Origin of the sequence: Sphingobium sp. EP60837, assembly GCF_001658005.1 — a bacterium.
Classification (GTDB): domain Bacteria; phylum Pseudomonadota; class Alphaproteobacteria; order Sphingomonadales; family Sphingomonadaceae; genus Sphingobium; species Sphingobium tyrosinilyticum.
Genome location: NZ_CP015986.1, coordinates 359,381 through 372,613 on the forward strand (window position 1 = coordinate 359,381; position 13,233 = coordinate 372,613).

10 protein-coding genes are annotated in these 13,233 nt (G+C 62.8%); 3 read left to right on the top strand and 7 right to left on the bottom strand.

Annotated features, from left to right (window positions below; genetic code table 11):
• Position 1 precedes the first annotated feature (1 nt).
• From EP837_RS01650 to EP837_RS01660, 3 genes are all read right to left on the bottom strand, one after another.
• Positions 2–811, bottom strand: coding sequence for an enoyl-CoA hydratase/isomerase family protein (locus EP837_RS01650; protein WP_066523947.1), 810 nt, complete (start codon positions 809–811; stop codon positions 2–4).
• Positions 812–906: 95 nt separating this feature from the next.
• Positions 907–1,641, bottom strand: a complete 735-nt coding sequence (locus EP837_RS01655; protein ID WP_225870563.1) for a TetR/AcrR family transcriptional regulator — start codon at positions 1,639–1,641, stop codon at positions 907–909.
• A gap of 178 nt (positions 1,642–1,819) precedes the next feature.
• Positions 1,820–3,874 (bottom strand): outer membrane protein assembly factor BamB family protein, encoded by a 2,055-nt coding sequence (locus EP837_RS01660; RefSeq protein WP_066523949.1) that lies wholly within the window; start codon positions 3,872–3,874, stop codon positions 1,820–1,822.
• 158 nt (positions 3,875–4,032) lie between these two features.
• Between EP837_RS01660 and EP837_RS01665 the strand changes: the two genes are divergently transcribed.
• From EP837_RS01665 to EP837_RS01675, 3 genes are read left to right on the top strand one after another with little or no spacing between them, the layout of a single operon-like run.
• Positions 4,033–4,803, top strand: a complete 771-nt coding sequence (locus tag EP837_RS01665; protein WP_066523951.1) for an enoyl-CoA hydratase/isomerase family protein — start codon at positions 4,033–4,035, stop codon at positions 4,801–4,803.
• 7 nt (positions 4,804–4,810) lie between these two features.
• Complete coding sequence (locus tag EP837_RS01670; protein WP_066523953.1) at positions 4,811–5,239, top strand: Zn-ribbon domain-containing OB-fold protein; 429 nt, start codon at positions 4,811–4,813, stop codon at positions 5,237–5,239.
• 3 nt (positions 5,240–5,242) lie between these two features.
• Positions 5,243–6,430 carry a thiolase family protein gene (locus tag EP837_RS01675; RefSeq protein ID WP_066523955.1) on the top strand — a complete coding sequence of 396 codons (1,188 nt, stop codon included), beginning with the start codon at positions 5,243–5,245 and terminating at the stop codon, positions 6,428–6,430.
• Here the strand turns inward: EP837_RS01675 and glgX are convergent.
• From glgX to glgB, 4 genes are read right to left on the bottom strand one after another with little or no spacing between them, the layout of a single operon-like run.
• A complete protein-coding gene (gene glgX / locus EP837_RS01680) occupies positions 6,414–8,285 on the bottom strand; it encodes a glycogen debranching protein GlgX (RefSeq protein WP_066523958.1) in 1,872 nt (623 codons plus the stop codon). The genes EP837_RS01675 and glgX overlap by 17 nt on opposite strands.
• Positions 8,282–9,730, bottom strand: a complete 1,449-nt coding sequence (glgA, locus tag EP837_RS01685; RefSeq protein WP_066528501.1) for a glycogen synthase GlgA — start codon at positions 9,728–9,730, stop codon at positions 8,282–8,284. The genes glgX and glgA overlap by 4 nt, the downstream gene beginning before the upstream one ends.
• A 17-nt stretch (positions 9,731–9,747) precedes the next feature.
• On the bottom strand, positions 9,748–11,007 hold the full coding sequence (glgC, locus tag EP837_RS01690; RefSeq protein ID WP_066523959.1) for a glucose-1-phosphate adenylyltransferase: 1,260 nt from the start codon (positions 11,005–11,007) through the stop codon (positions 9,748–9,750).
• A gap of 49 nt (positions 11,008–11,056) precedes the next feature.
• A complete protein-coding gene (gene glgB, locus EP837_RS01695) occupies positions 11,057–13,216 on the bottom strand; it encodes a 1,4-alpha-glucan branching protein GlgB (protein ID WP_066523960.1) in 2,160 nt (719 codons plus the stop codon).
• Positions 13,217–13,233 lie beyond the last annotated feature (17 nt).

A 13,233-nucleotide genomic window follows, 5' to 3' on the forward strand; every position in this document is an offset into this window, starting at 1 on the left:
CCTACTGCGCCGCTTTTGCTGCAGCCTTGGCCGCCGCTCGAGCCCTGAATTTTTCCCGCGCGCGTGGTACTTCCTCGCCCGCCTGACAGCTGTGGCAATAAACCAGCTCCAGCGCATGGGTTGCCGCCAGATCACCGCTCTCGGCCTGATTGAACAACCGCTTCGTCAGTTCGACCGCGTGACGGTTACCGCTGCCGATCGTCTCCCCCAGCGCCAGCGCTTCGCCAACCGCCGTGCCCGGCGTCACCAAGCGGCTGACAAGCCCAAGCGCCAATGCTTCGCCAGCATCCAGCGTTCGCCCGGAAAAGATGATCTCCGCCGCTCTTGCCCGCCCAAGCTGGCGCATCAAAAACCACGCCGCACCGCCATCGGGGACCAGCCCGAACTCCAGGAACGGCGCACCAAATCGCGCATTTTCCGCCGCGAAGATCATGTCGCAGGCCATGGCAAGGCTCCACGATACGCCGAAGGCGCCGCCCTCTACGGCCGCGACGGTGGGGATCGGCAAAGCCCGAACCCGGCTTATGATCCGCTGCCCCATCTCCAGACGCGCGGCCAGCGCCAGCGCGCCCTCACCGCGCGCGGGAGGCAGCTTCACATCACCGCCGTTGCTGAAATATCCCTCCGCCCCGCTGATGATCAGCATCCGCGCAGGCGTCGCATTTTCCAGGGCGTCGAGCGCCCCGGAAAACTGCTCCCACATGGCGAAGGAAACGGTATTCTTCGCGCGCGGCCGATTGAGGATGATGTGCGCCACACCCCTGTCGTTCAGTTCGAACAGCAATTCGGGGGCATCGCTCACCGCGTTCATCCTTCGCTCTCCATTCCGCGCATCTTTTCGGGGCGCGGAAACTGCCTAACCGACCCGCGCCTCCTCATCAAGTAAAATTGCATCTATGTGCAAATTCACGCTGCAATGGCCTTGCTACGCTGGGGCGCGGGCAGCGCATCGATTCCGCGTTCGGCAATGTCCTTGATCAGCGTCTCGACCTCCTTGCGCGCGTTACCCTTCAACGCGCCGAGCACGCAGATCAGATAACTGCTGACCAGCCTAACGATCACCTCGTCATCGGGGATTCGGCCCTGCGCCCAGTCATTGATCGTCGCATATTCGAAACGCACCAGATCATCGACCAGCTTGTCCACCTCCACCCAGGGCTGCAGCTGCTTCTTCGCCTCCAGCACCTCTATCCACTGGCGGTTATGGTGGATCGCGGGCGAGTGCATCGCCGTCCAGATGTCATGGTCAACGTCGGAACTGAAATAGAGCGCCATGATCGCTTTGATATAGTTGCGGATTTTCCGATTGCGCTGGACGACGGAAACCATGCGCTCCAGATTGTGCTGCATCGTTCCAGGCGCGCTCGAATAAGGGATCTTGCCAACATATTCGTCGAAATATTCCTGGATCGCCGATGCGATCATCCGCTCGCGGGTCTGGAAGGCGTTGTAGAGGGTCCGCTTGGCGACCCCGGCACGCTGCCCGATCTCGTTCATGCTAAGCGCGGCGATGCCCTGTTCAGCGATTACCTTGCGGGTCTCTTCCAGTATCCGCTTGCGCCGTTCGATGATCGCGGGGCTGGAATAGGTTTGCGGCCGATCGCCCACATCCTTCAGCACCGGCTTGTCCTTGGTCGTCAAAATGCGTCGTCCTCATTATCTCGCCAATTCATGCGGACGCTCATAATAGCGACAATGCATGAACGTGCAAATTTCCCGGTGAGCGACTGCTTACCTTGACAAAGAAGCCCCGCTCCGCCGCCAGGCGAAGCGGGGCCATCGGCTGCCCGCAGGGAGGTCGGGCAGGCCAGGGGAAACATCATTTGGCCTGCTGGGCGCTTTCTCGCGCCCGCTGACGAATAAAGTGGCGCAGCCCTTCCAACTCGGCGTCGGTCAACTGAGCGAATGAACCCATGCCCCGCGCCATCAGCGCTCCGTCTCGCACCACAGAGGTGAAGGTTTCCGCATCCATGGGAACCGCCGACTTGCGCAGGTCAGGCGCCGCACCGCCAGCCATCATCCCCGAACCATGGCAGATGACGCAGGAGCTGTTATAAATGCCAGCTCCGACCTTTGCCTTGCCCGGGTCGATGACGAACGCAGGATCATCCTGGATCGGCTCGTCCACGGGTTCGAAAGCGGGCAATTTCTTGACGCCGCCGATGGCGAAGGTCAGCAACCGCCGCTGCTGCTGGCGATAGTCCCAGTTGGGCGAGTTGGGGAAACTGCTGCGAAATCCGGTGATTACGCTCACATATTGCTTCCCACCGACAGTATAGCTGATCGGCGCCGCCAGCATCCCGTTCTGCACCGGATAGGACCACAGCTTGCGCCCGTTCGCGGTCGAATAGGCGTTGAGGTTGCCGTCATTGGTGCCTTGGAAGATCAGCCCGCCGCCCGTCGCCAGCGTTCCGCCGTTGAACACGCCGGGTTGCGGCACTGACCAGGCGATCTTATTGTTCGCAACGTCGAAGGCGACCAGCTTGCTCGATGCGGTCGGCGGCACGAGATTGGCGGGAGGAGCCCCAAGGCCGGTATTGACGAACATGCCGGGCTTATACTGCCACTCCTTGACGTTCGGCGGATCGACAAACACGCGCCCGCCTTCCATCACCGGGATGTAGCTCAGCCCCGTCTTGGGGCTGAACGACATGGCCTGCACGCCGTGCGCCCCATTGGGGAAGGGGTACATGAGGAAAGGCTTGCCCCCTGGATATTGGGCTTCCGGATTGATTTCCGGCCGTCCCGTCACAGGATCGATCCGCTTCGCCCAGTTCTGCTTGGCGAACTCTCCTGCGGAGATCAGCTTCCCATTCTGTCGGTCGATGACATAGAAAAAGCCATTTTTAGGCGCATGGATCAACACGGACCGCTGCTTGCCGCCGATCATCATGTCGGCCAGTTCGATGTCCATCGCATTGTTGAAGTCATGGCTGTTTTCCGGGTTCACCTGATAATGCCAGACATATTCCCCGGTCTTGGCATTCAGCGCCACGATCGAAGAAAGATAGAGATTATCCCCACCGCCCGGGCTGCGGATCTTCTGATTCCACGGCCAGCCATTGCCGGTGCCGAGATAAATGCGATCATATTTCGCATCATAAGCCATGGCGTGCCAGACAGTCCCACCGCCGCCGAACTTCCACCATTCGCCGGTCCAAGTCTTGGCGGCCGCCTCCATCGCCTTGTTTTCGAAACCCTTAGCCGGATCGCCGGGCACGACATACCAGCGCCACGCCTTCTTGCCCGTCTTGATGTCATAAGCCGTCACATAGCCGCGTGTCGGGCTATAATCCGCGCCGCCAAAGCCGACGACTACCTTGTCCCCCGCTACCCATGGCGGACCTGTGATATAGCCGTTCTCCGCTTCATCCAGCGTCTTGGCCGACCAGAGCGGTTTCCCCGTCTTCGCATCGACGGCGACCAATCGCCCTTCACGCGTGGCGGTGAATAGCACGCCATCCTTATAGGCGATGCCCCGCGTGCCCCAGCCTGCGCGGAGCCGCCACTTAGCCTCTGGCTGGCTCGCCACGTCGGGATCATATTGCCACAGCAGTTTGCCGGTCCGCGCATCCACCGCATGAATGACGCTAAGCCCCGCCGCGAAATAGACGACGCCGTTGACCGCGATCGGCTGAGTATAGCTGTCGAAGGTGTCGATGTCGTAGGATGACACCAGCCCGAGCTTTCCGACATTCTGCTCAGTGATTTCCTGCAGCGGGCTGTAATGCTGCTCCTTGTCATCACCGCCATAGGTCGACCAGTTGACCGTAGCCGCTGCTGGAGCCGCGCTTTGCGCCGAATATGAGGAGATGCCCTCGGCCAGCGCCAGAATCGCAGCGCCAGCCACCAGAGCGGAAACTCTTCCCTTCATCGGTCCTATCCTTGTTTTCGCGCCCTCAAGGGTCGCATCTTTTATTGCACCATCGTGCAATATTTATGACTTGTCAAGCGACGGCAGATCATCATAATATTGCACCAAAGAACATATTTAGGAGAGGATCCCATGGGCAGGTCCAGTGGAGCCGTGCGATGACCATTCGCGCCGCCAGGGATGGTCCCGTTGCCATCATCACGATCGACCAGCCCGGCCGGATGAACGCCTTCACCATGGAGATGCGCGAGCAGCTCTGGCGTCAGTTTGAAGATCTGGCGGAGGATGATGGAGTCCGCGCGATCATCCTGCGCGGGGAGGGCGAAAATTTCTGCGCAGGGGCAGATACTGGCGATATGGGCGCGCAATCCACCGGGGCTTTCCTGCGCCGGATGCGCTGGCTGCACCGCATGATCCGTTCGATCACCGCCATTCGCAAGCCGGTGATGGCCGCCGTGGACGGGGCCTGCGTAGGCGCGGGCTGGAGCATTGCGCTCGCCTGTGACTTCGTCCTTGCAACGCCGCGCGTTCGGTTCTGCCAGAGTTTCGGCCGCATCGGCTATGTTCCAGACGCCGCCGCGGTGTGGCAGCTCAGCCGCCTGATCGGCGTCATGCGCGCCAAGGAGATCGTCTATTCCAGCCGCATGGTGGAGGCCGACGAAGCGCTGCGCCTCGGACTTCTACTCGACATCGTCCAACCTCAGGCCCTCATGGACGAAGCGCTGACTCTCGCCCGATCGCTCGCCGCAGGGGCCCCGCTGGCGATCGGCATGGCCAAGCGCCAGTTCGAGGCCGCCCATGCCCTCTCGCTCGATCAGTTTCTAGAGCTGGAATTCAACATGCAACCTTTGATGGCCACGACGAGCGACCATCAGGAAGGGCTCTCCGCCGCCCGCGAAAAGCGGCCACCTCTCTTTGAGGGAAAGTAGCAGGACCATGACCGCAACCGCCACGACCCAGCGTCCCCTTCCCGTCCCCGATACGCTGTCCACCCCCTTCTGGGCAGCAGCGCGCGATCATGCGCTTCATATGCAAAGATGCGACAGCTGCGGCCATATGGCCTACCCGCCGGAGATCGCCTGCCGCGCCTGCGGGGGCGACCATCTCCACTTCGCGCCGGTATCGGGCCGCGCCACGCTCCACAGTTGGACAGTGCTGCATGAAGCACCGGCTCCGGGTTTCCGCGATCGCCTGCCGCTGATCCTGGCCGTCGTCGAGTTGGAGGAGCAGCCTGGGCTCCTCATGAGCACCAACCTTGTCGATGCAGATCCCGCCGCGCTTCGCATCGGCATGCCCCTGCGCGCTTGGTTCGAAAATATCACCGACCAGTGCGCACTTGTCCAGTTCCGCCCGGCGGGCCGCTGATCGATGTGGGCGCATCGCAACAAGGTGGCGGTCGCTGGCGTCGGATACAGCAAGCTTGAGCGGCGCTCCGGCCGGACACTCGCGGCGCTGACGCTGGAGGCGTGCGACGCCGCTCTTGCCGACGCGGGGCTGTTACGCAGCGACCTGGATGGCATCGCCACATCGCCCTCCATGCCTCGCTATGGCGGCAGGAAAGGCGTCGATGAAGGGATCGACATCGTCACCCCCTGGTATCTCGCTGACCTGCTGGGCGCTGCGGGCCGGGTCCAATGGATCGGCTCCACCAACGGCATGGTGACGCAGAGCCTGATCGACAGCGCTCTGGCGATCATCGCGGGACTTTGCGATCATGTCCTGGTCTATCGGTCTCTCCATGTGCCGGAGGGCCGCTATGTCAATTTCGACACGGCCCATGCCGTGGGGACTGACCAATATCTCGCCCCTTACGGCTTCAGCATGCCACCCGCATGGGCCGCAGTCGTACTGCGTCGCTATTTCGAGCTTCATGGCTATGACCGGCGCGACTTCGCCCATTATATCGCCGCCAACCGCGCCAATGCCCAGCGTAATCCCCACGCCTATTGGCGCGGCAAGAGCCTATCCGAAGCGGACTATATCGACGCCCGCATGATCGCCGACCCGCTCTCCATCCTGGACTGCGACATACCCGTCGATGGCTGCTGCGCCCTCATCCTGACCTCTGCCGAGCGGGCACGCCACCTGCGCCAGCCGCCCGCCCTGCTTACAGGCTTCGCCGCGTCCGCCTATCAGGGCGCAAGTGGCACCCCGATGAACCTGGAAGACATGTGGAGCGGTGCGCGCGCTTTGGGCCGCCGGCTGTGGGACATGACGGGCCTCACCCCCGCCGATGTGGACACGGCTCAACTCTATGACGGCTTCAGCGTGCTGGTCCTCACCTGGCTGGAGGGCATGGGCTTCTGCCGCGATGGAGAGGGGCTGGGCTTGTTGCGTGACGGATACGGCGATCTGGACGGCAAGCTGCCGATCAACACCGGCGGCGGAGCACTTGGGGAGGGTCGCCTGCACGGCATGACGCAGCTTGCCGAAGCGGTAGCGCAAGTCACTGACCGTGCAGGCGTTCGCCAAGTTCCCGGCGGCGCCTGCGCCCTCGCCACCATTTCCAACGGCCTGGCGAAATCGACCGCGTTCCTGTTCAGCCGAGACAGCTGACCGATCGCGCAGCCACTTCCAGATTCTCGCCCCCGACCCTGAACAGGCAGCTCTCGTCCGTCCCATTGATGCACAGAGTAAAGCCCGACTTGCGGTAACGCACCACCAGCCGCCTGCGCCGGGCTTCTTCCCATTGTACCGGACTGAGCGGCCGCCCCTCCTCGTCCAGCCATTCCACATCATCGTCGGTCAGCAATGCAGGATCAGCAAGCTCCGTCCGATAGGCCCGCAGCGCCGCCATGGTGAAGGCATGCTCCTCAATCTCTGCATCGCGTGCAGCCCAATCGACCCAGCCGATGGGATTGTCCTGCGCATAGGCATTGTTGTTCCCCTGCTGGCTACGGCCGAACTCGTCTCCCGCCGTCAGCATGATCGTCCCGCGCGAACAGAAGAGCGTGGACAGCAGAGCCTTGACGTCACGCCGCCGCGCGGCCGCGACAGCGGGATCATCGCTCACTCCCTCGACGCCGTTATTCCAGCTGAAATTCTCCCCATGGCCATCACGATTCCGCTCGCCATTGGCCTCATTATGCCGCTGCTCATAAGCGGTAAGATCGGCGAGGGTGAAACCATCATGCGCCGCGATGAAGTTGACGGTTCTGCTGCTGCCCTCACCGCCGAACAGGTCCGAAGAACCAGCCAGCCGCGTGGCAAGTGGCCCCAGCATCCCCGCATCCCCGCGCCAAAACCGCCGCACATCATCCCGATAGCGATCATTCCATTCGATCCACGGCTCGCCGAACCGCCCCAGCTGATAGCCGCCGGGCCCAATGTCCCATGGCTCCGCGATCATCACCCGGTCGCTCAGCACTGGGTCGTCCCGCATTGCGCGCAACAATGGTGCATCCGGGTCGAAGCCTTGGGGCATCCTCCCCAGCGCGGGCGCCAGATCGAAACGGAACCCATCCACTCCCGCCTCTGTCACGAAATAGCGCAGCGACGACAATATCATCTCCTGCATCACCGGATGATTGCAATCGATACTGTTGCCGGTGCCGGTGTCGTTGATCAGCCGCCCATCGCCTGCATGCCGGAACGCACCCCGCGCATCCAGGCCGCGCATCGACAGCGTCGGCCCCAGCGCATCGCTTTCCCCATCATGATTATAGACCATGTCCAGGATCACGCCGATCCCGGCCGCGTGCAGCGCCTCCACCGCCCGGCGCAGCTCCGCCATGCCGCCCGGAGCCAGTCGAGGGTCGAGCGCGAAAAAGCTCACCGGATTATAGCCCCAGGCGTTCCGAAGCCCCAGCGGCCCAAGATGCCGCTCATCGATCCAGGCGGTGATGGGCATCAATTCCACTGCGCTGACATGCAGCCGCCGCAGATGATCGATGATCGCGGGATGCCCAAGCGCCGCTACCGTCCCGCGCTGCGCCTCCGGCACATCGGGATGCAGCATCGTGAAACCGCGCACCTGCAATTCGTAAATCAGCCCGCCCCGCTGGAACATAGGCGGCGCTAGATCGACCTTGGGCAGCGGCTCCACCACCACCCCCTTTGGCATCAACGCCGCCGTGTCGACCCCGTCCAATCGGGGCGCGGCAAGTCGCGGATCATAGACAAAGGGCCGATCGATCGCCCGCGCATAGGGGTCCAGCAGCAGCTTGGCTGGGTCGAACCACAGACCTGCCCCCGGTTCATAAGGTCCGTCGGCGCGCAAGCCATAGCGCGCGCGCGCGCCGACGCCCGGCACATCGAGCGACCAACTTTCCTCACCATCCCGTTCCATGGCGATCCGGGTCTCGCGATCCCCGGCATCGAACAGGCACAGCCACAGTTGCGTAGCATCAGGCGACCGTACCCGAAAATGCGTGCCGCGCTCGCCAGCCTGCGCGCCAAATGCTGCCGTCACGCCGCGCCCTGCACGAGCGAACGGAACAGTCCGGCATATTGCGCCGCGCTATGCGTCCAGGAAAAGTCAGACCGCATGCCTGCCCGCTGCATCGCTTGCCAACCGGCTTTATCCCCATGCAGCCGGATCGTCCGCGCGATCCCGCCATGCAGCGCCAGCGGATCGGATGGCGCAAACACCACGCCCGTCGCGACCCCCGCTCCAACCGCAGCCTCATTGGCGTCGATCACCGTGTCGGCCAACCCACCGACCCGCGCCACCACGGGCACGCAGCCATAGCGCAGCCCATATAGCTGGGTCAGTCCGCACGGCTCGAAGCGAGAAGGAATGAGGATCGCGTCTCCCCCTGCCTGCATCAGATGCGACAGCGGCTCGTCATAGCCGATATGCGCGCCCACCCGACCGCGATGCCGCTCGGCCGCAGACAGGAAAGCCCCCTCCAGCGGATGGTCGCCCGCCCCCAGCACCGCCAGTTTGCCGCCAAGCCCCACCAAATGATCGATGGCGTCGGCGACCAGGTCCATGCCTTTCTGCCAGGTCAGTCGGCTGACGATGATGAAGATCGGCGCATCGTCCCGGTCCAGCCTGAAATGCTTCTCCAGCGCCCGCCGGTTGGCCGCTCGCCCGCCCAACGCCCTGCTCGTATAGCGCCGCGCGATCAACTCATCGGCTGCGGGGTCCCAGATTGCCGTGTCGATACCATTCAATATGCCGTGCAGCCGGTCAGCACGCCCGTTGATCAACCCGTCCAGCCCCATGCCTTGCGTCGGCGACCTGATCTCATCGGCATAGGTAGGGCTGACCGTAGTGATCGCATCGGCAGACACCAAACCGGCCTTCAAATAGCCGATCCCGCCATAATATTCGACGCCGTCCATTCCCCACGCTTCAGGCGGTAGCCCGAGGCCCGCGAACACATCCGCGCCGAACCGGCCCTGAAAGGCCAGGTTGTGGATCGTCACCACCTTGGGCACTCTATGAGCCGGGCCGAAGCGCATATAGGCGGCCGTCATCGCCGCCTGCCAATCATGAGCATGCACCAGATCGGGCCGCCAGCCCTTCACGCCATCTTCCGCTATATCCGCGCCGACCCGCGACAATGCGGCGAAGCGGCGCCAGTTGTCGGACCAATCGGTCCCGCTTAGGTCGCCATAAGGCCCGCCTTCCCGCTTGAAGAAGTCTGGCGCGTCCAGCACCAGCAAGTCCAACTCGCCCACCTTCGCAGCCAATAACGCGGCGGAAGCGCCGAACAGCGCTTCATAGCGCCGAACGGTCTTCGTCTTCCCCAGCTTTGAAAGAACGGAAGGATAGCCAGGCACCAGCGTCCGCACGCCTATGCCATGTTCCGCCAACGCGCCCGGCAAGGCCCCCGCCACATCGGCCAGCCCCCCCGTCTTGATCAGCGGATAGATTTCGGACGCGACCGAAAGAACCTGCATCGCCACTATCTTGCCCAAGCGCCTCAGCCTGCCAGCCGGTCGATCATATATTGCGTGATTAGACACACACCATTGTCCGATCGCCGAAAGCGCTGTGCATCATGTTCGGGGTCTTCGCCAACCACCAGCCCCGGCGGGATGACCACTTCGGAATCGAGCACGCATTTATGCAATCGCGCACCCCGGCCGATCACGCAGTCCGGCATGATGATGCTCTCCGTAATGGACGAGAAGCTGTGCGTGCGCACTCCGGAAAAAAGCAGGCTTTTGTGCAGCGCGGACCCCGACACGATGCACCCGCCCGCAATAAGCGAAGAGGTCGCGGACCCGCGCCGCCCTTCCTCATTATGCACGAACTTGGCCGGAGGCGTGACTTCCGAATAGGTCCACAGCGGCCAGTTGCGGTCATATAGGTCCAGCGACGGCACCACTTCGGTCAGGTCGATATTCGCCTGCCAATAGGCGTCCAGCGTTCCCACGTCGCGCCAATAGGGCACCGGCTCGCTTTCGGCCCGCACACAGCTGCTTGAAAAGCGATGCGCCACCGCTTTCCCATGCTTGACGATATAGGGGATGATGTCGCCCCCGAAATCGCGCTTGCTGTTGGGGTCATCGGCATCCCGCCGCAATTCCTCGATCAGAAAGCGGGTGCGGAAGACATAGATGCCCATCGACGCCAGCGCCATCGCCGGGTTGCCCGGCATGCTCGGCGGCTTCTTGGGCTTTTCGACAAAGGCTGTGATGACGTCATTCTCATCGACATGCATGACGCCAAAGCCCGTCGCATCGCGCAGCGGCACCTCCAGGCACCCGACGGTGACGTCAGCGCCACTATCGACATGCTGCTGGAGCATTAGCTCATAGTCCATCTTATAAACATGGTCGCCCGCCAGAATGACCATATATTCGGGAGCATAGCTTTCGATAATGTCGATATTCTGGAACACGGCGTCCGTCGTGCCTTCGTACCATTGGCTTTCCGATACGCGCTGGCTGGCGGGCAAGATGTCGAAGCTTTCGTTGCGTTCCGGCCGGAGGAAATTCCACCCGCGCTGCAAGTGCCGGATCAGCGAATGGGCCTTATACTGCGTCGCCACGCCCATGCGCCGGATGCCACTGTTCAGCGCATTGGACAGCGCGAAATCGATGATGCGCGCCTTGCCGCCGAAATGCACCGCAGGCTTGGCGCGCCGGTCGGTCAGTTCGGCAAGGCGGCTGCCGCGTCCGCCTGCCAGGACATAGGCCATGGCGTCGCGCGCGATCGGCTGGTTTCTGGCTTGCATAGGGCTCCTCTCCTTCATGCCCGCGACCGCCTTCGCGCGTTCGTCGGTCTCAATGGTCCAGTTCCAGCATCAGGGTCGCCAGCGGCGGGATGTTGATCTCCGCCCACCCATCCTCTGCAGCGAAGACGGACCCCAGATTCCCCGTCCCGCTGCCGCCATAGTCGGCCGCATCGCTGTTCATAATTTCCCGCCAGCGCCCGCCGGCCGGCAGGCGGATGCCATAACCCTGCCGCAGCATCGGCGTGAAATGGCTGATGACGACGATGGGCGCTTCACCCGGCGCGCGCCGCGCCCAGGCGAAGACCGAATCCGCCGCCGCATCCACGAGTACCCATTCGAACCCTTCCGCCTCGCAGTCGCGGGCATGCAGCGTCGCGCGGGAGCGGTAGAGCCGGTTCAAGTCACCCACCAGCCGTTGCACCCCCTGATGCGGCGCATGGTCCAGCAGATGCCAGTCCAACGCGCGCGTCTCGCTCCACTCCTCGCGCTGGGCGAATTCCTGCCCCATGAACAGCAGCTTCTTGCCCGGATAGCCCCACATCATCGCATAATAGGCGCGCAACGTAGCGAACTTCTGCCAGTCATCCCCCGCCATCTTGTGCAGCAGCGACGCCTTGCCATGCACCACCTCGTCATGGCTCAGCGCCAGCACGAAATTCTCGGTAAAGGCGTAGAGCAGGCCGAAGGTTATATCGTCATGATGGTGGCCCCGATGCACCGGATCGCGCGCCAGATAGCGCAGCGTGTCGTGCATGAAGCCCATATTCCATTTGAACCCGAAACCTAGCCCGCCCTCATGCACCGGATGCGAAACCTTGGGCCAACTGGTCGACTCCTCGGCAATCGTCATGACGCCGCGATGCGTGCCATATAGCGCCTTGTTCATCTGCTGGAGGAAATCGACCGCCTCTATATTCTCGCGCCCGCCCTGCGCATTGGGAATCCACTCCCCATCCTTGCGCGAATAATCGAGGTACAGCATCGACGCGACCGCATCCACGCGCAGGCCATCGACATGATAGCGCTCGGCCCAAAACAGCGCATTGTTGATCAGAAACTGCGCGACCTCCCGCCGACCAAAATTGTAGATCGCGGTATTCCAGTCGGGGTGAAACCCCTTGCGCGGGTCCTCATGCTCATAGAGCGCCGTGCCGTCGAAGCGCGCCAACCCGTGCGCATCGGTGGGGAAATGCGCAGGCACCCAATCCAGGATCACGCCAACCCCCGCTCGGTGCGCGCCGTCGATAAACCGCGCAAAGCCATCCGGATCACCAAAGCGCGCGGTCGGCGCATACAGGCCAGTCGTCTGATAGCCCCAGCTTGGATCATAGGGATATTCGCTGATCGGCAGGAACTCGATATGGGTAAAGCCCATGCCCACGACATAGGGGATCAGCCGGTTCGCCAGTTCGTCCCAGCTCAGGAAATGCCCATGCTCATCCTTCTGCCAGGACCCGGCATGAACTTCATAGATTGAGACAGGCTCGCGGCGCGGGTCTGCCTTCGCCCAATGGTCGCGGTGCCGCTCGTCGCCCCATTGGTGATCGGGAACGCCCGCGACGATCGATGCGGTCGAAGGCCGCAATTCCGACCGAAATGCGAAGGGGTCGGCCTTCAGCGGCAACAGCTTGCCGTCCGGCCCCATGATCTCAAACTTGTAGGGGCTGCCCGGCCCCACCTCCGGCAGGAAAATCTCCCACACCCCGGCATCCTGCCGCCGCCGCATCAGGCCCCTGCGCCCGTCCCAGCGGTTGAAGTCTCCCATGACCGACACCCGCTGCGCATTGGGCGCCCAAACGGCGAAATGCGTGCCCTCCACCCCTTCATGGGTGATCAGATGCGCGCCCATCTTGTCGAACAGGCGGCCGTGCGATCCTTCAGCGAAATAATAATCGTCCAGCGGCCCCAGCACCGGGCCAAAGCCATAAGGATCGATCATCCGATATTCGCCGCCATCGGCATAGCTGGCGTGATAGCGCAAAGGCTGGCGCTTTCTGATCGACACCTTGCCTGAAAACAGCCCGCGCGGATCCACCTGCGTCAGTGAACCGGCTTCCTTGCCGTCCAGCCTGTAGGCCGTCACGCTGACTGCTTCGGGCAGCAGCACGCAGGCAGTAAAGCCGTTGCCCGCCGGATGAACGCCAAGCGTCGCGAAAGGATCGTCCTCACGGCCTTCCAGCAGCCGGGCGATCTTTTCCGGAGTCAGCACCGCGGCGCGCAGCCCGT